Origin of the sequence: Pseudomonas cannabina, assembly GCF_900100365.1 — a bacterium.
Taxonomy (GTDB): domain Bacteria; phylum Pseudomonadota; class Gammaproteobacteria; order Pseudomonadales; family Pseudomonadaceae; genus Aquipseudomonas; species Aquipseudomonas cannabina.
Genome location: NZ_FNKU01000001.1, coordinates 4934538 through 4956417, shown reverse-complemented (window position 1 = coordinate 4956417; position 21880 = coordinate 4934538). Strand labels below are relative to the sequence as shown.

Genomic DNA, 21880 nt, shown 5'->3' with positions numbered 1-21880 from the left:
CTGATTCGCAAACACTGTGGATCAGACAACCTGCATGTCGACTGATCTATCGCATTCGCGAACAAGCGAAGCGTCGCCCGGTCCGCTCCCACGGCCTGCGGCCAGAATCAAAGACAGGCGAGCCTTAAAAATCCTTGCACAGCCGCAGGCCGTCGTAGATCGCTGCATGGGTATTGCGCTGCGCCACGCAGTCGCCGATGCGAAACAGCAAATAACCGTCGCCCGGCTGGCTCAATAAAGGTTGCGGCTGAATGGCGAACAGCGCGTCGATGTCGATCTGGCCCTTGTTGCGCGAACCTTCCTTGAGCGCGTAATAAATCGCTTCGTCCGGGCGCACACCGTTTTCCACCACCACCTGATCGACCACCCGCTCCTCCTTGGCGCCGGTGTATTCGTTTTCCAGTACGGCGACCAGCTTGTCGCCCTCGCGATAGACCTTTTCCAGCATCATGTCGCCGGTCATGATCACTTCTTTGGGGTACATGCTGCGGTAGTAGGTCGGAAACGAAGTCCCGCCGATCGCCACGCCTGGTTTGATGTCATCGGTAACGATTTCGACCTGGCTGCCTTTGTCAGCCAAGAAGTCAGCCACCGACATGCCGGTGAACTCACAGATGGTGTCGTAGACCAGCACGTTCTTGCCCGGCGCGACCTTGCCGTCCAGCACGTCCCAACTGCTGACCACCAGTCCTTCGGCCGCGCCCCAGTGTTCGTTCTGCTCCAGAAACGGATGACCGCCCACCGCCAGCACCACGATGTCCGGGCGCAGGTCGAGAATGGTCGCCGCATCGGCCGCAGTCCCCAGGCGCAGGTCCACTTTCAGGCGCGCCAGTTCCAGCTGGAACCAGCGCGTGATGCCGGCAATCTGGTCGCGCTGCGGTGCCTTCGATGCGGTGGTGATTTGCCCGCCGATGAAGTCCTTTTTCTCGAATAACGTCACGTCGTGGCCGCGCTCGGCAGACACCCGCGCCGCTTCCATACCGGCAGGACCGGCACCGACCACCACCACCTTGCGTTTCGGCCCGGCGGACTTTTCGATAATGTGTGGCACGCCCATGTATTCGCGGGACGTGGCAGCGTTCTGGATACACAGCACATCCAGCCCCTGATACTGGCGGTCGATGCAGTAGTTGGCGCCGACGCACTGCTTGATCTGGTCAATCTGGCCCATTTTGATCTTGGCGATCAGGTGCGGGTCGGCGATGTGCGCGCGGGTCATGCCGACCATGTCGACGTAGCCGCCTTCCAGAATTCGCGTGGCCTGATTCGGGTCTTTGATGTTCTGCGCGTGCAGCACCGGTGCTTTCACCACCTCCTTGATGCCAGCGGCCAGATGCAGGAACGGCTCCGGTGGATAACTCATGTTCGGAATGACGTTGGCCAGGGTGTTGTGGGTGTCGCAGCCCGAGCCCACCACTCCGAGAAAATCGATCATGCCGGTGTCGTCGTAATACTTGGCGATCTGTTTCATGTCCTCGTGGCTAAGCCCGTCGGGGTGAAACTCGTCGCCGCAAATGCGCAGGCCGACGCAGAAGTCCGGGCCGACTTCCTTGCGCACCGCCTTGATGACCTCCAGGCCGAAGCGCATGCGGTTCTCGAAACTGCCGCCCCACTCATCGGTGCGTTTGTTGACTCGCGGGCTCCAGAACTGGTCGATCATGTGCTGATGCACGGCGGACAATTCGACGCCGTCCAGCCCGCCAGCCTTGGCTCGGGCCGCCGCGCTGGCGTAATTGCCGATCACGCGCCAGATTTCTTCCGGCTCGATGGTCTTGCAGGTTGCCCGGTGCACCGGCTCGCGAATGCCCGAGGGCGACATCAGGGTCGGCCAGTGATCACCGTCCCAGCGCGAGCGACGGCCCATGTGGGTAATCTGGATCATGATCTTGGCGCCATGCTTGTGCATGGCATCGGCGAGATTCTGGAAGTGCGGGATGATTCTGTCGGTCGCCAGATTGACCGATTTCCACCAGCCTTGCGGGCTGTCGATGGCAACGCTTGAAGAACCGCCGCAGATCGCCAGGCCAATACCGCCCTTGGCTTTCTCTTCGTAATACTTCACGTAACGATCAGTGGTCATGCCGCCGTCAGTGGCGTAAACCTCAGCGTGCGCGGTGCTGAGCACACGATTGCGGATCGTCAGTTTGCCGATCTGGATCGGCTGGAACATCGCTTCGAAAGCCATAACCCGATCCTCGATTTACAGCGGTTTGACGACGAACAGTCCGTCGTCGTGGCCCTCTTCTGAACCCCCGTAAACCTGCTCGGCAACGGTGCGGATCGAGCTGCCGCTGGCAGCCAGAATCTGGTCCATCGCGCCGGCGAACCAGCCGGTGAACATGTAATCGACCTTGCGCCCGACCTTGCCGTAGACGTACACGAAGCAGGAGTGTTCAAGCTTGACGCTGGCGGTGCCTTTCTCGACATCGATGTCCTGAATCTTGAACAACCCCCAACCGCGCTGCGAGAGGCGCGTCATGTAGTGCTCGAATACTGCAACGCCTTGCAGACCGTGGCATTCAGCTTCTTTTTCACACCAGTGCCAGGCGGATTTGTAACCGGCCTTGTAGAGAATGTCGGCATAGGCGTCGGCGCCCAGCACTTCTTCGATGCCCATGTGGTTGTTGACGAAAAAGTGCCGTGGCACGTAGAGCATCGGCAACGCATCGGAAGTCCAGACGCCGGTCTCGCTGTCGACTTCGATGGGCAGTTGCGGGGCGATTTTAGCCATGGGGTCAAACTCCAGATGATTCGGGTTACACCCACCGCCGTCAGGGCCGTGGGGGTTCAATTCGATTAGCGATGGCTGGCGGGTTACTCGCCCCAGACGTCGGCCAGAACATTGACCCAGTTCTCGCCCATGATCTTGCGCACCACGCGCTCGGGATGGCCGCGTTTGAGCAGGGTTTCAGTCAGGTTGGGAAATTCGCCCACGGTGCGGATGCCCAGCGGGTTGATGATTTTGCCGAAGCTGGTCAGACGCCGGGCGTAGCCCTTGTCGTGGGTCAGGTATTCAAAAAAGTCCTGACCGTGGCCTTGAGTAAAGTCAGTGCCGATACCGATGGCGTCTTCGCCGACGATGTTCATCACGTATTCAATGGCTTCGGCGTAGTCGTCGATGGTCGACTCGATGCCCTTGGCCAGAAACGGCGCGAACATGGTCACGCCGACAAACCCGCCGTGGTCGGCGATGAACTTCAGTTCAGCGTCGGATTTGTTGCGCGGGTGCTCCTTGAGCCCGGATGGCAGGCAATGGGAATAGCAGACTGGTTTTTTCGATTCGAGAATGACTTCTTTGGAGGTTTTCGAGCCGACGTGGGACAGGTCGCACATCACCCCGACGCGGTTCATTTCGGCGACGATTTCACGTCCGAACCCCGAAAGTCCGCCGTCACGCTCGTAGCAGCCGGTGCCGACCAGATTCTGGGTGTTGTAGCACATCTGCACGATGCCCACGCCGAGCTGCTTGAAGATCTCGACATAGCCGATCTGGTCTTCGTAAGCGTGCGCGTTCTGGAAGCCGAAGAGGATGCCGGTCTTGCCCAGTTCCTTGGCCTTGCGGATGTCGGCGGTGGTGTGCACCGGCATGACCAGGTCGCTGTTTTCGCGCATCAGCTTCTGGCTGGTGCAGATGCTGTTGATGGTGGCCTGGAAGCCTTCCCATACTGAAACAGTGCAGTTGGCCATGGTCAGGCCGCCCTTGCGCATGTCTTCAAACAGCTCGCGGTTCCACTTGGCGATGATCAGCCCGTCAATAACGATGCTGTCGGCGTGCAGTTCGGCTGGGCTCATCAGGCTGTCCCCTTTTTTGATTGCGGCGCACCGAATCGGCTGTCGGCGCTAATAGGGTCAGCATATGCCGGAGGGTCGCGCGAGCCGGGTGCAAAAACGACAGGGGGTTTGCCGAAAGCGTCAAGATGCGACAAAGGGCGACAGCACTTCGTCGGGCGGTGTTGTAAACCTGTTCATTGTCTCGCGCTTGAGACAGAATCAGGCGTATCACTGGATCGGAGCGACTCGATGAAAACGTTTTTGCTGACCCTGGCCCTGATGGCGACGGCTGTGACAGGCGTACAGGCTGCTCAGAACCCTGACGCCACGCCGTGCGACGGTGTTGATGACGACAAGCAGACGCTGGAGTGCTCGGCTTACAGCCGGACGACCGCTGAACAGTTGCTCAAGGAAAACTTCGACAATCTGCTCAAGCGCGTTCAATCCCAGTTCGTCGCCAACAAGACGCAATTCAACGATTTTACGAGCAAACTCAAGACCGCCCAGCAGGCGTGGGAAAAACTCCGCGATGCTGACTGTGCCGTTGAAGTGTTCCCTTCTGCTGCAGGCAGCAAGGCGTTCACCATCAGCGAAAACGACTGCATTGCGCGCATGAGTGACGAGCGCTCCGAATACCTGGAGTCGATTGCACAGGAATAACCGCTACGATGAGATAACCTGTTTCTTTATATGAACAAGCTCATCAGGTTTTCTCATGATTATTTGCGGTGTAGAAATCAAAGGCAGTGAAGCCATCTTCGCCCTTGCCACTCGACAGAATGGCAGCATCGAGCACTTGCCGCTCGCTACGAAGAAACTTGCACTGGAGGACGATGACGAAGCTGCCAACGTCAAAACCTTCGCCACGCAGCTCGCCGGGTTCGTGCGCGAGAACGGCGTCAGCCATGTCGTGATCAAAAAACGCATGAAAAAGGGCGAGTTTGCCGGCGGCCCGACCACGTTCAAGATCGAAACCATCTTTCAGCTGATGTCCGACTGCGAAGTGCTGCTGATCTCGCCACAGACCGTCAATGCCCAGAACAAGAAACACAACTTCGCCTTGCCCGATACCCTGAACTAATATCAGCACGAGGCGTACAAGGCGGCGTGTGCAGGGTTGATGAAGAGCGTTTAGCGCTCAAACGTCGAGCCTTGTGGGAGCGAGCTTGCTCGCGAAGAGGCCAGCCCCGCACTACAACTTCCTCCCCCGAAATCGGGCGGCTGGACTATAGCTTTCGTGAGCAAGGGATTTATATCCAGCCGGAACGCTTTGTGTCACATTCATCTGCCGCACAACTACTTTTCTACCGACATAAAAAAACCCGCATTTCTGCGGGTTTTTTCAGTGCGCGATCAACTCAGTTGACCTTGGCATCCAGTTCGCCACGCGCGTAGCGTTCGAACATGGCGTCCAAGGAGATCGGTTTGATCTTCGAGGCGTTGCCGGCAGTGCCAAAGGCTTCATAACGGGCGATACATACGTCACGCATGGCCGAAACGGTCTTGGCCAGGTACTTGCGCGGGTCGAACTCGCTCGGGTGTTTAGCCATGAACTCGCGGATGGCACCGGTAGAGGCCAGACGCAGGTCGGTGTCGATGTTGACCTTGCGCACGCCATGCTTGATGCCTTCAACGATTTCTTCGACCGGCACGCCGTAGGTTTCTTTGATGTCGCCGCCGAACTCGTTGATGATCTTCAGCCACTCCTGAGGAACCGACGAAGAACCGTGCATCACCAGGTGAGTGTTGGGAATGCGCTTGTGGATTTCTTTGATCCGCTCGATCGCCAGAATGTCGCCAGTAGGCGGCTTGGTGAACTTGTAAGCGCCGTGGCTGGTGCCGATGGCGATGGCCAGGGCATCGACCTGAGTGCGCTTGACGAAGTCAGCCGCTTCTTCCGGGTCAGTCAGCATCTGGCTGTGGTCCAGAACGCCTTCGGCGCCAACGCCGTCTTCTTCACCCGCCATACCGGTTTCCAGCGAACCTAGCACGCCCAGCTCGCCTTCCACGGAAACACCGCAGGCGTGAGCAAACGACACAACGCGACGGGTCACGTCGACGTTATAGTCGTAATCGGCCGGAGACTTGCCGTCTTCGCGCAGCGAGCCGTCCATCATGACCGAGCTGAAGCCAAGCTGGATCGAGCGCTGGCAGATATCAGGGCTGGTGCCGTGGTCCTGGTGCATGACCACCGGAATGTGCGGGAATTCTTCGATGGCCGCGAGGATCAGGTGGCGCAGAAACGGGGCACCGGCGTATTTGCGGGCACCGGCCGAAGCCTGAACGATCACCGGGGAGTCGGTCTTGTCGGCCGCTTCCATAATGGCGCGCATCTGTTCCAGGTTGTTCACGTTGAAAGCTGGAACGCCATAGCCGAATTCGGCTGCGTGGTCCAACATCTGGCGCATGCTGATAAGTGCCATTGTCTGTCTCTCTCCCGGTAGGGTCGTTGATCGTGCAGCCTGCCGTAGTGGCGGCCGCTATTCAAGTTATAAGCATGGTCGCAAGGACCAGGCGTGTGTGCCAAAGGTCCGACTTATCTGGCTTTGCAGCCGCGACCGATCAGATCGTTGGTAGCGTCCCAGTAGATCAGGCCTTCGCTACCCTTGTTGACGAATGCCAACACATTATTGCTGTACAGCGTGCCACTGGCAGCGCCGGGTTCGGCCTTGAGCCTGAACACCTGATCGCTCTGGTTCAGACGCACATCGACTTCCTTTTGGGCCGAGTCGATATAGCGCCAGTGAACCTCGGCGTTGCTGTCACACACCCAGCGATTCCACGGGTCATTCTGCTGCGGAGTGCTCATGCTCGAACATCCGCCAAGCGCCGCCAACGCCACAAGGGCAAACAAGCCTTTCATCAATTCTCCTGCCTGCCCTGCCAAACCGTAGAATCAGGGGCAGTTCTGTTCCTGTTTACTGTCGTCGGCCGGTTCACCCGTGACGTGCGCCTCGACCCGTTGAGTGTTCTCGGTCGTTGGCACATTCACAGAAGCCGGGCTGAATATCTGGCATGTCCTGGCGGAACCAGAACCGGTACAGCCCGCCAGTGCAACACAGCTCATCAAAGCCAGGGCAGCGATCTTCATGACGAAACTCCTTCCTCGGAAAAAATATCTGCTCAATGAAGACCGCCGAAGCGCGTCAATGTTGCCAAAAGGGTTTCAGGCCCGAACTACAGGCAGCCCACACCACCTGTCGTTCTGGGCATGAATTCGTACCGATCCCAGACTTCCTGACCACCACGCTTGTAGATCACCGGCACGGTCTCGGCCTGCCAGCCCGCCTGGTAGCAGCTCAACTGGAGCAACGGGTTCGGAGTGCCTGCATCCACCTCTTCAGCATCAGGCTTGCTCGCACAACCGGCCAGCAAACCTGCGATGAGCACCCACGGTAACGCCCTGACCATTGCCTACTCCTTGTCCAACGCCTTCATTCAGGCCTTGGCACGTTGTTCGAGCATTTCAACCGCAGGCAGAACCTTGCCTTCCACGAACTCGAGAAAGGCACCGCCGCCGGTGGAGATGTAGGAAATCTGTTTTGCCACGCCATACTTGTCGATCGCTGCCAGCGTGTCGCCGCCGCCCGCGATGGAAAACGCGCTGCTTTCAGCGATGGCCTTGGCCAGCGTTTTGGTGCCTTCACCGAACTGGTCGAACTCGAACACGCCGACCGGACCGTTCCACAGGATAGTCCCGGAAGATTTCAACAATTCGGCAAAATGCGCAGCAGTCTGCGGACCGATGTCCAGAATCATGTCGTTATCAGCGACGTCAGCGATCAGCTTGACGGTTGCAGTCGCGCTCTCGGCGAATTCCTTGGCGACCACCACGTCAGTCGGCAACGGCACGCTGACCTTGGCGGCGATGGCGCGCGCGGTGTCGAGCAAGTCCGGCTCATACAGCGACTTGCCGACCTTGTGACCGGCTGCGGCCAAGAAGGTGTTGGCAATACCGCCGCCGACGATCAACTGATTGCAGATGCCGCTCAGGCTGTTGAGCACGTCCAGCTTGGTGGACACCTTGGAACCAGCGACGATGGCGGTCATGGGCTGGGCCGGAGCGCCCAGCGCCTTGCCCAGCGCATCCAGCTCAGCCGCCAGCAACGGGCCAGCCGCCGCCACTTTGGCGAACTTTGCAACGCCGTGGGTGGAACCCTCTGCGCGGTGAGCCGTCCCGAAAGCGTCCATCACGAACACGTCGCAGAGGGCCGCGTATTTCTGCGCCAGCTCATCGGCGTTCTTTTTCTCGCCCTTGTTGAAGCGAACGTTTTCGAACAGGACGACATCGCCGGCCTTGACGTCGACACCGTCCAGATAATCAGCAACCAGTGGAACGTCGCGACCCAATGCCTTGCTCAGGTACTCGGCAACCGGCTTCAGGCTGTTCTCGGCCGAAAACTCGCCCTCGGTCGGACGACCCAGGTGCGAGCAGATCATGACCGCAGCGCCTTTTTCCAGCGCCAGCTTGATGGTCGGCAGCGAAGCAAGGATACGCGCATCACTGCTGACAACGCCGTCCTTGACCGGGACGTTGAGGTCTTCGCGGATCAGTACACGTTTGCCTTGCAGATCGAGGTCGGTCATCTTCAACACGGTCATGAGCATTCCTGTTTTTTACTGTTATTGGTCAGCGACGCGCAGAAAGTGATCTGCAACGTCGAGCATTCGGTTTGCAAAGCCCCACTCGTTGTCGAACCAGGCCAGCAGATTGACCAGCCGGGGTCCGGAAACGCGGGTCTGACTCGCATCGACAATGGCCGAATGCGGGTCATGGTTGAAATCGCAGCTGGCGTGCGGCAGTTCAGTGTAGGCCAACAGCCCCTTGAGCGGGCCACGGGTAGCGGCCTCACTCAGGATACGGTTGATCTCCACAGCATCGGTGTCCCGCGACATCTGCAGTGTAATGTCCAGACACGACACATTGACGGTCGGTACGCGAACAGCTTTGGCCTGAATTCGGCCGGCAAGTTCCGGAAGCAGCCGCTCGATTCCTCGCGCCAGACCGGTGGACACCGGAATGATCGACTGGAAAGCCGAGCGAGTGCGACGCAGATCCTCATGGTGATAAGCGTCGATCACCGGCTGATCATTCATCGCCGAGTGAATGGTGGTAATGGTGATGTATTCCAGACCAATCGCCTGATCCAGCAAACGCAACAGCGGCACGCTGCAGTTGGTGGTACAGGAGGCGGCTGACACCAGCAGCTCGCGCCCGGTCAGCCTGTGCTGATTGATGCCGAACACCACCGTGGCATCGACATCCCGCTCGCTGGCCATTGGCTGGGAAAACAGCACCCGCGGCGCACCGGCATCCAGAAAACGCTGCCCGTCTTCACGGGTGTTGTAGACACCTGAGCACTCAAGCACCAGATCGACTTCCAGTGCGGCCCAGTCGACACCTTCCGGCGTCGCACTGCGCAGCACGTTGATGCAGTGATCATTGATGTGCAGGTATTGCCCTTCAACCCGCACTTCACCGGGAAACCGGCCATGTGTCGAGTCAAAGCGCGTGAGGTATTCAAGACTGGCCATATCAGCCAGATCGTTGATGGCGACCACTTCAAACCCGGCCTTCGCCCCTCGCTCACACAGTGCGCGAACGACGCAACGACCGATACGGCCGTAGCCGTTCAGAGCAACTTTGTAAGGGCGGGGCTGGGGCATGGAGTTTTCGCCAAGGGATGGATCAGATTGCGTAAACGATAAAACCTGTGGGAGCGGACTTGTCCGCGAATGGGAGCACTCGGTGTACCTGATTTACCGAGTTGCTACATTCGCGAGCAAGCTCGCTCCCACAACATCAACATCACACAGCTGATCAGTCTTCCAGCAGCTCTTCAGCAATGCTCAGGACGTTTTCCAGTGTGAAGCCGAACTCTTCGAACAGCGCTGACGCAGGGGCCGATTCGCCGAAGGTGGTCATGCCGATCACGCGGCCTTCCAGACCGACGTATTTGTACCAGTAGTCGGCATGCGCCGCTTCGATGGCAATACGTGCGCTGACCTGAAGTGGCAACACTTCCTGCTTGTACAGCGCATCCTGAGCTTCAAAGATGCTGGTGCACGGCATGGACACCACGCGAACCTTGCGGCCCTGGGCAGTCAGCTTGTCGTAGGCTTCAACAGCCAGACCGACTTCCGAACCGGTCGCGATCAGAATCAGCTCAGGCTCGCCAGCACAGTCGCGCAGCACATAGCCACCACGAGCGATGTTGGCCAGTTGGGCCTCATCACGCGCCTGGTGCGTCAGGTTCTGACGCGAGAAAATCAACGCCGACGGACCGTCATTACGCTCGATGGCGTGCTTCCAGGCCGCTGCCGATTCAACGGCATCCGCCGGGCGCCAGGTGTCCAGGTTCGGCGTGGTCCGCAAGCTGGTCAGTTGCTCGATTGGCTGGTGAGTCGGGCCATCTTCGCCCAGACCGATGGAGTCGTGGGTGAACACGTAGATCACGCGCTTCTTCATCAGCGAGGCCATACGCACCGCATTGCGAGCGTATTCCATGAAGATCAGGAAGGTTGCGCCGTACGGCACGAAGCCACCGTGCAGGGCGATACCATTCATCATGGCGGCCATGCCGAATTCGCGAACGCCGTAATGCAGGTAGTTGCCATTAGGGTCTTCGCCGGTGATGCTCTTGCAGCCTGTCCAGATGGTCAGGTTGGAACCCGCCAGGTCGGCCGAACCGCCGAGGATTTCAGGCAGCAACGGGCCCAGTGCGCTCAACGCGTTCTGGCTGGCCTTGCGGCTGGCGATGGTTTCGCCTTTGGCGTTGACTTCAGCGACGTACGCTGCGGATTTCTCGGCAAAGTCGGCAGGCAACTCGCCGCTCATGCGACGGATGAAATCGTTGGCCAGCTCAGGGAAGGCGGCGGAATAGGCAGCAAAACGCTGATCCCACTCGGCTTCCACAGCCAGACCTTTTTCTTTCGCATCCCATTCGGCGTAGATATCAGCCGGGATTTCAAACGGGCCGTAGTTCCACTTCAGCGCGGCGCGGGTCAGGGCGATTTCGTCGGCACCCAGCGGCGCGCCGTGGGACTCTTCCTTGCCCTGTTTGTTCGGCGAACCGAAACCGATGGTGGTCTTGCAGCAGATCAGGGTTGGCTGAGCGCTTTTGCGAGCGGTGTCGATCGCAATCTTGATTTCTTCGGCGTCATGGCCGTCAACATTGCGGATGACCTGCCAGCCGTAGGCTTCGAAACGCTTTGGCGTGTCATCGGTGAACCAGCCTTCGACTTCGCCGTCGATGGAAATACCGTTGTCGTCGTAGAAAGCGATCAGCTTGCCCAGTTGCAGCGTACCGGCCAGCGACGCGACTTCATGGGAAATGCCTTCCATCATGCAGCCATCGCCCATGAACACGTAGGTGTTGTGGTCAACGATGGTATGGCCAGGACGGTTGAACTGCGCGGCAAGGGTCTTCTCGGCAGCGGCGAAACCGACGGCGTTGGCGAAGCCCTGACCCAGCGGACCGGTGGTGGTCTCGACGCCCGGGGTGTAACCGAATTCAGGGTGGCCCGGCGTGCGGCTGTGCAATTGACGGAAGCTTTTCAGGTCGTCGATCGACAGGTCATAACCGGTCAGGTGCAGCAGCGAGTAGACCAGCATCGAACCATGGCCGTTGGACATGATGAAACGGTCACGATCGGCAAACGACGGGTTCTTCGGGCTGTGCTTCAGGTAATCACGCCACAGGACCTCGGCGATATCCGCCATGCCCATCGGGGCACCCGGATGGCCGCTGTTGGCTTTTTGCACGGCATCCATGCTTAGGGCACGAATAGCATTGGCACGCTCACGACGGCTTGGCATCGCTGATCTCCTGGGAATTGTAAAATTAGGGTCGGAAAAAAGACGTTCATTTTCCCTCACGGACAGGCCGGGGGCAATGACAGATGTCGACGATAGGCTCTTTTCCTGCGTTACGGACATTATTTAGCCCGTAAAGACTGGATCACAGCGCTCCCCGACAAGTTCACCACGTCTGACCCAAGGGCAATATCAAAACTTTTTGATATTGCCCTTGCGGTGCCATGAATCGCTCTCTAGACTGCGGAGCTTATGAACCTGCGTGTGCCCGCAATTCGCCATGATGCATGCGACGACCTCTCTGCATTGTGCAAGGCCGGCGGCGATCCGCTACGGCTGAATGTCTTGCGTGCACTGACCAACGATTCGTTCGGTGTGCTCGAACTGGCGCAGATTTTCGCGATCGGGCAGTCCGGCATGAGTCATCACCTGAAGGTCCTGGCGCAAGCCGATCTGGTAGCGACAAGACGGGAAGGCAACGCGATCTTCTACCGCCGCGCCCTGCCCCACACCGCATTACCGGGCGGCAGGTTGCACGCGGCGTTGCTCGATGAAGTCGATACACTGGACCTGCCCGACGAGGTTCAGAACCGCATTGGTCTGGTGCACAGGCAGCGGGCCATGGCCAGTCAGGATTTCTTCGCCCGTACCGCGGAAAAGTTTCGCGCCCAGCAAGACCTGATCGCCGGCCTGGCTCAGTACAGTGAAAGCCTTCTGACGTTGCTCGACAAACTGAGCCTCGGCGCGCAGGCAACCGCTCTGGAAGTAGGCCCCGGCGACGGTGGCTTCCTGCCGGAACTGGCACGGCGTTTCCGGCATGTCGTCGCGATGGACAACAGCCCGGCCATGCTGGATCTGGCGCGCGGCGTCTGCGAACGCAAGGCACTGGCTAACGTTGAGCTGAGACTGGCCGATGCACTGAACGACAGTAAAGTCAGCGCCGATTGCGTCGTCCTCAACATGGTGCTGCATCATTTCGCGGCACCGGCCGAAGCCCTCAGGCAACTGGCCGAACACGTAAAACCCGGCGGTAGCTTGCTGGTAACAGAATTGTGTAGTCATGACCAGAGTTGGGCCAGGGAGGCCTGTGGCGATCTCTGGTTAGGTTTCGAGCAGGAAGACCTGGCCCGTTGGGCTATCGCTGCGGGGCTAGTTCCCGGGGAAAGCCTCTATGTAGGCTTACGTAATGGTTTCCAGATCCAGGTTCGCCATTTTCAGCGACCGGCTGGCGACACTCACCATCGGTAAAATGAAGGAAACCCGTAGAGATGAGCGAATACTCACTTTTCACCTCCGAGTCCGTGTCCGAAGGGCATCCGGACAAGATCGCCGACCAGATTTCAGACGCGGTTCTGGACGCTATCATCGCTGAAGACAAATACGCCCGCGTAGCATGCGAAACACTGGTCAAGACCGGTGTGGCGATCATCGCTGGCGAAGTGTCGACTTCGGCCTGGGTCGATCTGGAAGACATCGTGCGTAACGTCATCCTCGACATTGGCTACAACAGCTCCGACGTCGGCTTCGACGGCGCGACCTGCGGCGTGATGAACATCATCGGCAAACAGTCGGTGGATATCGCCCAGGGCGTCGACCGCAGCAAGCCTGAAGATCAGGGCGCTGGCGACCAGGGCCTGATGTTCGGCTACGCCAGCAACGAAACCGACGTGCTGATGCCAGCGCCGATCACCTTCTCGCACCAACTGGTGCAGCGCCAGGCCGAAGCCCGCAAGTCCGGCCTGCTGCCGTGGCTGCGCCCGGATGCCAAATCCCAGGTCACCTGCCGTTACGAAAATGGCAAAGTGGTCGGCGTCGACGCCATCGTGCTGTCGACCCAGCATAACCCGGATGTGTCCTACAAAGACCTGCGCGAAGGCGTGATGGAGCTGATCGTCAAGCACGTCATCCCTGCGCATTTGCTGCACAAGGACACTCAGTTCCACATCAACCCGACCGGCAACTTCATCATCGGTGGCCCGGTAGGCGACTGTGGCCTGACCGGCCGCAAGATCATCGTCGACACCTACGGCGGCATGGCCCGTCACGGTGGCGGGGCATTCTCCGGCAAGGACCCGTCGAAGGTTGACCGTTCGGCCGCCTACGCCGGTCGTTACGTTGCCAAGAACATCGTCGCGGCCGGCCTTGCCGAGCGCTGCGAAATCCAGGTGTCCTACGCCATCGGCGTTGCCCAGCCTACGTCGATCTCGCTGAACACCTTCGGCACCGGCAAACTGTCGGACGACAAGATCATCAAGCTGGTTCGCGACAACTTCGACCTGCGCCCGTATGCCATCACTACCATGCTCGACCTGCTGCACCCGATGTACCAGGCCACTGCGGCCTACGGCCACTTCGGTCGTACTCCGGTCGAAATGACCGTTGGCGATGATACCTTCACCGCCTTCACCTGGGAAAAAACCGACCGCGCCGACGCCCTGCGCGCAGCTGCCGGCCTGTAAAAACCCCTGAAGAAGCCCCGGACGACTAAGTCGTTCGGGGCTTTTTTTCGCCTGAAGATTATCGTGCGACGCTCCGCGTCGCATGCCGTTCTGGACGCTCTGCGTCCTGTCATCAAACAGGCGGCACAGAGTTTTGGCAAAACCCGGTAACCAGGCAACCCTTCTGTAAACCGCACCAGCAGCTAGCCTCATCGAGCCAATTCCTAAAGCAAGGATGCTTCGATGTTGCCTGCCCTACGCCTGATGACGTGCGCCCTTCTGACTTTCTTCACAACGCTCAGCCATGCCAGCCATGCCAGCCAGTGCCCTGACTGGTCTCCCGCTAAGGCGAGCAGCGAAATCACAGCCCTGCAACAGCAGATAGCCAGCTGGGAAGACAGTTACCACCGGCAAGGCATCTCGCTGATCCCTGACGAGCTTTACGATCAGGCACGGCAGAAGCTGAGCGCATGGCGTACATGTTTTGCCGTATCGACACCTGAGGCCAATCCGCTGGCAACCGCAACGGGACCGCTGGCGCACCCTATCCCGCATACAGGTGTGAACAAGCTCGCGGACGAGAAAGACGTCAAAGCCTGGCTCAAGGGCCGAACCGATCTGTGGATTCAGCCCAAGGTCGATGGCGTGGCGGTCACGCTGATTTATGACGAGGGCCGTCTCGTGCAGGCGATCAGTCGTGGTGACGGGATACAGGGACAGGACTGGACCCCGCAGGCGCGTTTGATCAAGGCGATCCCTCGGCAGTTGCCCCGAACTGAATCGGTGATCCTGCAAGGCGAGCTCTACTGGCGGCTCGACGAGCATATTCAGGCGACCTCAGGAAGCGTCAATGCTCGCAGCAAGGTCGCGGGGTTGTTGGCACGGCAGACGATCAAACCGCAGCAGGCCGACGCCATTGGCCTGTTCGTCTGGGACTGGCCAAACGGGCCCGCGGATATGGCCCAGCGGCTCGCCGGCCTGCAAGCCATGGGATTTGGCGACAGTGTGGGCTACACGCATTTGCTGGAAAACCACGCTCAGGCGGCGAAGTGGCGCGAGCACTGGTATCGCAATCCGCTGCCGTTCGCCACAGACGGCGTGATCATGCGCCAAGGCCAGCGGCCACCCGCGCAGCGCTGGCAAGCCACTGCGCCGTACTGGATCGCGGCCTGGAAACACCCTTACGCCCAGACGCTGGCCGAAGTGCGCAACATCAACTTCACTGTCGGGCGCAGCGGCAGAATCACCCCGGTGCTGGAACTGACGCCGGTGCGCCTCGACGACCGGATCGTCACCCGCATCAGCGCAGGTTCGCTGCAACGCTGGCAGGCACTGGACATCCGGCCCGGCGATCAGGTGGCAGTGAGCCTGACCGGGCTGACGATTCCACGACTCGACAGCGTGGTATCTCGCGCCACAGAGCGCGCAGAAATGAGCACTCCAAACGCCCGTGATTTTCATGAATTGAGCTGCTGGCAAGCCACACCCGGCTGTGAAAGCCAGTTTCGCGCACGGCTGGTCTGGCTCAGCGGCAAGAAAGGTCTCGCGTTGCCCGGGGTCGGTCCGGGCACTTGGGACAGACTGATTGAAAACGGCCGGATTGCAGGCTTACTCGATTGGATGACCCTGAATCATGCTGAGCTTGCTAACATTCCCGGCTTCGCAGAACGCAGCAGCGCTAAACTGCTCGCGAGCCTGCAAACAGCCCGCGAACGGCCGTTTCAGGTGTGGCTCAAGGCCATTGGCCTGCCACCCACAGGCACTGCGAAACTGCCCGATAACTGGCACGACCTCGCAGCCCGGTCCGTCGAGCAATGGCAGGCAGAGCCGGGCATAGGTCCAGGCAGGGCAGCGAAACTCAGAGCGTTCTTTCACGATCCGCAAGTACAGGCAATAAGCCAGCAATTGCAGGCGCAGGGTATTTCAGGTTTCTAGTAGCGGACGTTCACTTTTCTTGTCCGGGTTGTCATTTTCAAGTGGAGTTCACATGCGGTTTTTATCACCATTGATCCTTTTCACCAGTTGCACGCTGCTGGCAACAAGCGTGCTTGCCGCTGAACAGGCACCGCCGCCTTCCGAGTGCCTGATCAAAAGTCAGGAAATCAGCAGCAAGATTCAGAACGCCAAGACCGAAGGCAACAAGGCCGAGCAGAGCGGACTGGAAAAAGCCCTTGCCGAGGTCAACGCCACGTGTACCGAAACATCCTTGCTTAAACAGCGCGAGCAAAAGGTGCTGGACGCCAAACGTGAAGTGAGCCGTCGTCAGACCGACCTGAACAAAGCGATGGACAAGGGTGATCCGGAGCGGATCAACAAGCGCAAGGACAAGCTCGCTGAATCTCGCAAGGAACTGCAGGACGCGCAGACAGAGCTGGAAAAAGTCCAGCCGGACGATTGATCGCCGTCGTAGGTTGCGACGCTGCCCGTTACAGACAGCGTCGCCAACGCGGTATCAGGCAGCAGCCGGGAAGGCCGACAGGCCGAACAGCGCAATGATCAGCCCCATGCCGACCAGCCATACAGCGGAACGCAAGGCAGCGAGGTCTGCCAGATAGAAAATGATGTACAACAGGCGACTGGTGATAAACAGCACCGCCAGCACGTCGATAGTCACCAGCTGCGCATTGCCGGCGATGTGCGCAATGATCACCGCCGCAGCGAACGCCGGAGTCACTTCATAGCTGTTGAGCTGCGCCGCATGGGCGCGTCGCGGAAAGCCCTCAAGCGTGTCGAGAAAGGCGCGCGGGTCATGATTGTGTCCGCTGCCGAACTTGGCGATGCCGGCACAGATAATCGGCAGCAGTATCGCGACCAGCACGCACCAGAAAGCAACTGTCATACGTCCATCCTTTATAGGTTCAGCGTCGATTGACGCATGCCGGACAACACCGGTTACAACCTTATGAACAATAGCTCAGCGAAAGGTTCTCGACGCGCGACCTGTAACCGGCTGTATCACACCAGCCCGGGGAAAATCAGATTGAAGGTCGTGAACTGCCCTGGCTCACTCTGAACCGTCACCTGCCCTTCATGCAGGCTCATGATCGAGCGCACGATGGCCAGCCCCAGCCCGGTGCCGCCCTGCTGCCGGGCACGGCTGACGTGAACCCGGTAAAAGCGGTCAAACAATCGCGGCAGATGTTCTACGTCAATACCGTCGCCCGCATTGCGCACGGCCAGCGACACTTCATCTCCGTGCGTCGCGAGGGTAATCGTGATGACACTGCCGGTCAGGCCGTGACGAATCGCGTTGGACAGCAGGTTCGAAATCGCCCGCTGGATCATCAGCTTGTCGCCCGACACTTTCGCAGCGCCGTGAACCTGCAGGGTAATGTCGCGTTCCTCGGCCGACGATGAAAACAGCTCGGCGACTTTTTCCGACTCTTCGCGCAAATCCACGACTTCGAGCGGCAACGGCGCGGCGGGCTGACTGACGCTGGCCAGAAACAGCATCTGGCTGATCATGCGCGACATACGCTCCAGCTCTTCGGTGCAGGATTCCAGTGCCCGCTTGTATTCTTCCGGTGGACGCGGCCTGGACAGGGTGACCTGCGCCTTGCCCATGAGGTTGTTCATCGGCGAGCGCAATTCATGCGCGAGGTCGTCGGAGAACTGCGCCAGTTGCTGCACATCGCCATCCAGCCGGTGCAGCATGAAGTTGACCGCGTGCGCGAGATCGCGCAATTCGTCAGGCAGGCCATGCGCTTTCATGCGATGCGACAGATCGCGGGCCGAGATCAACGCAGTCACTTTGCGAAACGCCCTCAGCGGCCGCAGGCCACGACGCACCACCCACCAGACGCCAAAGCCGACCAACAGCAGAATCACCGGCAAGGCCATGTACGTCGACCTGACGTAAGCGTGCAGCAGCTCGGCGTCGCTTTCCCTGTCCATCGACAGCCTGACAAGAATGTCCTGACCCGTCTTGAGGCGTATCGTCTTGTAACCCAGCAGGATTTTGTGGCCCTGCGCCGATTTCACCTCCTGAAAACGTTGCGGTAGCGGCTCGCTCTCGGGAACCGGCAGATTTCGCCCCTCTTCATTGCCCACGCTCATCAACTGTTGCCGAGGCGTGGCAGTGTCGAAAACCGTGAGCGAGAAGCTGTCATGCCCAACGATCTGGTCACGCAGCGTATGCGGGTATTGAACGATGTCCTCGATCGCGAGAAACCCCTCGCTCATGCTGTGTTCAATCTGCCTGAACTTCTCGTTCAGACCGTCTTCTGCACGCAGATCGAGCTGCCGGGAAATGGCCGCATAGGCGAGCATTTCCATGACCAGCACCAGGCACGCGATCAGTGCGACAACCGTCAGCCCCAGGCGCGTCGAGAGACGTGTCGGTTTCATTCACGGACTTCCAGGACGTAACCCACACCACGCAGGGTATGGATCAGTTTGGTCTCGAACGGGTCGTCGATCTTGGCCCGCAAACGGCGGATCGAAACTTCCACCACGTTGGTGTCGCAATCGAAGTTCATGTCCCAGACCAGCGAAATGATCTGGGTACGCGACATGACCTCGCCACTGTGACGCATCAACAAGTGCAGCAGCGCGAACTCCTTGGTAGTCAGGTCGATACGCTGCTTGCCGCGAAACGCCCGGTGTCGACCCTGATCGAGTTCCAGATCGCCGACCTGCAACACTTTGGCGGTGGTGGTCTGCTCACTGCGGCGCATCAGGGTGCGAACCCGGGCCAGCAGCTCTGGAAATTCGAACGGCTTGACCAGATAGTCATCGGCGCCCATTTCCAGGCCTTTGACTTTCTCCTCGAGCCGCCCGCGCGCGGTGACCATCATGATGCGCGTGTTGACGGTTTTCCTGAGACGGCTCAAGACCTCCCAACCGTCCATCTCCGGCAGGTTCACATCCAGAATCACCACGTCGTAGGCCTGATGCTGCGCGAGGTAGAGCCCATCAAGACCGGTGGCCGCGATGTCCACGACATAACCACTTTCGGTGAGCCCCTGATGCATGTACTCGGCAGTTTTCGGCTCGTCCTCTACTACAAGGATTCGCATAATCAGGCTTCCTGTTTGATGAACGGATGATGACAATGCCGCGCAGTGTACTGAAAAGAAACGCTTATCTTGCTGGATAACAGAATCGTAATTTTCCGGCAATCCCTGTGATAGCTCCCATTGCATAAAGTCCTCACTGCCAACTTCAGCGCCCACGTGCCTGTTTGTTATTTTTTGCTTTGATGGGGTGATTCATGGGACCGGAGAACAACCTGCGCACTCGGCGTACCGATGATTTGGCGGGGTGGCCGATATGAGAGTCGGCGCGCTTTGTCTGTTGTTATTACCCCTTGTGGCTCCCGGCATTGCGACGGCCCAGGGCATCAGCCTGCCGCAGGCACTGGAAGCCGCTTTTGCCTACAACCCGGAACTTGCCGCCGCGCAATGGGAAATCGGCGTCGCCGAGGGGGATCGGCAGCAGGCCGGGCTGATTCCCAACCCGGTAGTGTCTTGGGAAGTCGAAGATACCAGGCGTGACACCAGCACCACCACCGTGATGCTCAGCCAGGCGCTGGAGCTGGGCGGCAAGCGCGGCGCGCGTATCGAGGCGGCCAGCAAGGGCCAGGACGCCGCTCGACTGGAGCTTGAAAGGCGCGGCAATGAACTGCGCGCTGAAGTGGTTCAAGCGTTTTACGCCGCCGCGCGGGCGCAGGCCGGTCTGGAGCTGGCGCGGCAATCCAGGGCGCTTGCCGAACGTGGCCTGCAAGTCGCCGAAGGGCGGGTGCGGGCGGGTAAGGTCTCGCCGGTGGAAGCCACTCGCGCGCAAGTGCAACTGGCAGAGACCGACTTGCTGGTGCGCCGCGCTGAAACCCTGAAAATCAACAGCAACCGGGAACTGGCGCGCGCCACCGGCTCGCCTACCGCCGCTTTCGAGCGTCTGGATTACACCGACCTCTCTCCCGGCAAATCGCCACCGACGGCGAAGCTGCTCACCGCCCTCAATCAGTCCGCCGAATTGCGCCTCGCCCAGACCCAGATCGAACAGCGCGAAGCCGCTTTGGGCTCGGAACGCGCCAAGCGCATCCCGGACCTGACCGTCAGCGTCGGCAGCCAGTACAGCCGCGAAGAGCGCGAGCGAGTCAACGTTGTGGGCCTGTCGATGCCGCTGCCGTTGTTCGATCGAAATCAGGGCAATGTGCTCGCCGCCTCACGCCGGGCAGACCAGTCCCGCGACCTGCGCAATGCCGTCGAGCTCAAGCTGCGCACTCAGACGCAATCCGCCCTCGATCAGTGGAGCACCGCTGCGCAGGAAGTCGAGTCCTTCAACGCCGTTATCCTGCCCGCCGCGCAACGCGCCGTCGACACCGCGACCCGTGGTTTCGAGATGGGCAAGTTCGGTTTCCTCGAAGTGCTAGACGCGCAACGGACGCTGATATCGGCCCGCAGCCAGTACCTGGAATCGCTGGCGACAGCGACCGAGGCGAGAGTCGCCATCGAACGAATCCACGGTGATCTCAACCGGTTCAGCTTCACCCCCTGACTGTCTTTTTCCGTCCACATCGAGCGTATCCAGAGGTGCTGCACGTACCTGATCGCCGGGAGCTTTCATGAATAACAAACGAAGCATTGCCATCACACTGGCGGTGGTGGCCATTATTGGTCTGGGCAGTCTGACGCTGAACCCGCAGCTGCTGCCCTTTGCCGCTGAAACCGGCTCTTCTGACACAGCGCATTCCGATCAGGAGCACGCTCATTCGGCGGAGGAGGATCACGGCGACGAAGACCACGCCAGCGAACCGAAAAAACCGGGCGCTGCAGCCGCAGAGCAACCCCACGAAGAAGAGGAGGAAGGCCATATCGAGCTGACCGCCGAGCAGATCAAGACGGCGGGCATCGAACTGGCCACCGCCGAGCCCCGGCAGATGAGCACCACCGTGACTTTCCCCGGCGAAATCCGCTTCGACGAGGACCGCACCGCGCACGTCGTGCCTCGGGTCAGCGGCGTGGTCGAAGAGGTGAAGGTCGACCTGGGCCAGGCCGTGAAAAAGGGTCAGGTGCTGGCGGTGATTGCCAGCCAGCAAATCTCGGATCAACGCAGCGAACTGAACGCCGCGCAGCGACGTCAGGAGCTGGCACGCGTGACCCTGCAACGCGAGAAGAAGCTGTGGGAAGACAAGATCTCGGCCGAGCAGGATTACTTGCAGGCACGCCAGGATTTTCAGGAAGCCGATATCAACCTCGCCAACGCCCGGCAGAAAATCAGCGCCATCGGTGCCAGCCTCAACCCTTCGGCAGGCAATCGCTACGAGCTGATCGCACCGTTTGACTCAATGGTCGTGGAAAAACACCTCGGCATCGGCGAGATGGTCAACGAAGCGAGCAATGCGTTCACCCTCTCGGACCTGTCCCGTGTCTGGGCCACTTTTGGTGTGGCGCCCAAGGACCTGGACAAAGTCGTGGTCGGTCCCCCGGTGATCGTCAGCGCACCAGATCTGAATGCAAAAGTCGATGGCAAGATCGGTTATGTCGGCAGCCTGTTGGGCGAGCAGACTCGCGCCGCTGCCGTGCGAGTAACACTCGCCAACCCTCAGGGCGCCTGGCGTCCGGGCCTGTTTGTGTCGGTGGAAGTCGCCGCCGAACAGTCCAGCGTCGCCGTCAGCCTGCCTGAATCAGCGGTCCAGTCGATTGAAGACAAACCATCGGTCTTCGTGCGCAACGAAGAAGGTTTTCAACTGGCGCCGGTGACGCTCGGCCGCCGCGATGGCGGTCATGTGGAAATCGTCAAAGGGCTGGCCGTCGGCACGCAAGTGGCCGCCGCTGGCAGTTTTATCCTCAAGTCGGAGCTGGGCAAAGGCTCCGCCGAGCACGCCCATTGATCTGCGTCACACGAGTACACC

21 protein-coding genes are annotated in these 21880 nt (G+C 59.6%); 8 read left to right on the top strand and 13 right to left on the bottom strand.

From position 1 onward, the window contains the following. Positions 1–124: 124 nt before the first annotated feature. From dgcA to BLT55_RS23460, 3 genes are all read right to left on the bottom strand, one after another. Positions 125–2185: a dimethylglycine demethylation protein DgcA gene (gene dgcA, locus BLT55_RS23470; protein ID WP_074800976.1), complete on the bottom strand. Its 2061-nt coding sequence runs from the start codon at positions 2183–2185 to the stop codon at positions 125–127. Between the two features lie 15 nt (positions 2186–2200). Then, on the bottom strand, positions 2201–2731 hold the full coding sequence (locus BLT55_RS23465; RefSeq protein ID WP_054998980.1) for a DUF5943 domain-containing protein: 531 nt from the start codon (positions 2729–2731) through the stop codon (positions 2201–2203). A gap of 83 nt (positions 2732–2814) precedes the next feature. Beyond that, positions 2815–3792: a dipeptidase gene (locus tag BLT55_RS23460; protein ID WP_054998979.1), complete on the bottom strand. Its 978-nt coding sequence runs from the start codon at positions 3790–3792 to the stop codon at positions 2815–2817. 228 nt (positions 3793–4020) lie between these two features. Here BLT55_RS23460 and BLT55_RS23455 point away from each other — a divergent pair, with 228 nt between their 5' ends. Both BLT55_RS23455 and BLT55_RS23450 read left to right on the top strand, forming a co-directional pair. Next, positions 4021–4431, top strand: a complete 411-nt coding sequence (locus BLT55_RS23455; protein ID WP_007252808.1) for a lysozyme inhibitor LprI family protein — start codon at positions 4021–4023, stop codon at positions 4429–4431. A 55-nt stretch (positions 4432–4486) separates the two neighbouring features. Next, positions 4487–4852 carry a DUF3010 family protein gene (locus BLT55_RS23450; protein ID WP_054998978.1) on the top strand — a complete coding sequence of 122 codons (366 nt, stop codon included), beginning with the start codon at positions 4487–4489 and terminating at the stop codon, positions 4850–4852. A 277-nt stretch (positions 4853–5129) separates the two neighbouring features. On the opposite strand, the gene fba is transcribed toward BLT55_RS23450, so the two are convergent. The 7 genes from fba to tkt form a co-directional block, all read right to left on the bottom strand. Continuing rightward, on the bottom strand, positions 5130–6194 hold the full coding sequence (fba, locus tag BLT55_RS23445; protein WP_007252810.1) for a class II fructose-bisphosphate aldolase: 1065 nt from the start codon (positions 6192–6194) through the stop codon (positions 5130–5132). 113 nt (positions 6195–6307) lie between these two features. Next, entirely contained in the window at positions 6308–6634 is a 327-nt protein-coding gene (locus BLT55_RS23440) for an MliC family protein (RefSeq protein ID WP_007252811.1), read from the bottom strand. Positions 6635–6667: 33 nt separating this feature from the next. Beyond that, complete coding sequence (locus tag BLT55_RS23435) at positions 6668–6862, bottom strand: hypothetical protein (protein ID WP_007252812.1); 195 nt, start codon at positions 6860–6862, stop codon at positions 6668–6670. An 86-nt stretch (positions 6863–6948) separates the two neighbouring features. Beyond that, positions 6949–7182: a hypothetical protein gene (locus BLT55_RS23430; protein WP_054998977.1), complete on the bottom strand. Its 234-nt coding sequence runs from the start codon at positions 7180–7182 to the stop codon at positions 6949–6951. A 27-nt stretch (positions 7183–7209) separates the two neighbouring features. Next, entirely contained in the window at positions 7210–8373 is a 1164-nt protein-coding gene (locus tag BLT55_RS23425; protein ID WP_054998976.1) for a phosphoglycerate kinase, read from the bottom strand. 21 nt (positions 8374–8394) lie between these two features. Next, a complete protein-coding gene (gene epd / locus BLT55_RS23420; protein ID WP_054998975.1) occupies positions 8395–9438 on the bottom strand; it encodes an erythrose-4-phosphate dehydrogenase in 1044 nt (347 codons plus the stop codon). Between the two features lie 154 nt (positions 9439–9592). Further along, the gene (tkt, locus tag BLT55_RS23415; RefSeq protein WP_054998974.1) at positions 9593–11590 is read right to left on the bottom strand and encodes a transketolase; all 1998 of its coding nucleotides are present in this window, start codon (positions 11588–11590) and stop codon (positions 9593–9595) included. Positions 11591–11839: 249 nt separating this feature from the next. Here tkt and BLT55_RS23410 point away from each other — a divergent pair, with 249 nt between their 5' ends. From BLT55_RS23410 to BLT55_RS23395, 4 genes are all read left to right on the top strand, one after another. Continuing rightward, positions 11840–12835: an ArsR/SmtB family transcription factor gene (locus BLT55_RS23410; RefSeq protein WP_054998973.1), complete on the top strand. Its 996-nt coding sequence runs from the start codon at positions 11840–11842 to the stop codon at positions 12833–12835. Between the two features lie 20 nt (positions 12836–12855). Further along, positions 12856–14046, top strand: coding sequence for a methionine adenosyltransferase (gene metK, locus BLT55_RS23405; RefSeq protein ID WP_002555698.1), 1191 nt, complete (start codon positions 12856–12858; stop codon positions 14044–14046). Between the two features lie 222 nt (positions 14047–14268). Further along, positions 14269–15960, top strand: coding sequence for an NAD-dependent DNA ligase LigB (gene ligB / locus BLT55_RS23400; RefSeq protein ID WP_054998972.1), 1692 nt, complete (start codon positions 14269–14271; stop codon positions 15958–15960). Positions 15961–16012: 52 nt separating this feature from the next. Beyond that, positions 16013–16423: a DUF1090 domain-containing protein gene (locus BLT55_RS23395; protein ID WP_007252798.1), complete on the top strand. Its 411-nt coding sequence runs from the start codon at positions 16013–16015 to the stop codon at positions 16421–16423. 54 nt (positions 16424–16477) lie between these two features. On the opposite strand, the gene BLT55_RS23390 is transcribed toward BLT55_RS23395, so the two are convergent. From BLT55_RS23390 to BLT55_RS23380, 3 genes are all read right to left on the bottom strand, one after another. Next, entirely contained in the window at positions 16478–16864 is a 387-nt protein-coding gene (locus BLT55_RS23390) for an MAPEG family protein (RefSeq protein ID WP_054998971.1), read from the bottom strand. A gap of 116 nt (positions 16865–16980) precedes the next feature. Then, positions 16981–18372: a heavy metal sensor histidine kinase gene (locus tag BLT55_RS23385; RefSeq protein WP_054998970.1), complete on the bottom strand. Its 1392-nt coding sequence runs from the start codon at positions 18370–18372 to the stop codon at positions 16981–16983. After that, complete coding sequence (locus BLT55_RS23380; RefSeq protein ID WP_003382360.1) at positions 18369–19043, bottom strand: heavy metal response regulator transcription factor; 675 nt, start codon at positions 19041–19043, stop codon at positions 18369–18371. Before BLT55_RS23380 ends, BLT55_RS23385 begins: the two co-directional genes overlap by 4 nt. A gap of 253 nt (positions 19044–19296) precedes the next feature. Here BLT55_RS23380 and BLT55_RS23375 point away from each other — a divergent pair, with 253 nt between their 5' ends. Both BLT55_RS23375 and BLT55_RS23370 read left to right on the top strand, forming a co-directional pair. Then, positions 19297–20523, top strand: a complete 1227-nt coding sequence (locus BLT55_RS23375) for a TolC family protein (RefSeq protein ID WP_074801496.1) — start codon at positions 19297–19299, stop codon at positions 20521–20523. A 67-nt stretch (positions 20524–20590) separates the two neighbouring features. Continuing rightward, positions 20591–21859 carry an efflux RND transporter periplasmic adaptor subunit gene (locus BLT55_RS23370; protein WP_054998543.1) on the top strand — a complete coding sequence of 423 codons (1269 nt, stop codon included), beginning with the start codon at positions 20591–20593 and terminating at the stop codon, positions 21857–21859. The last annotated feature ends 21 nt before the right edge of the window (positions 21860–21880 follow it).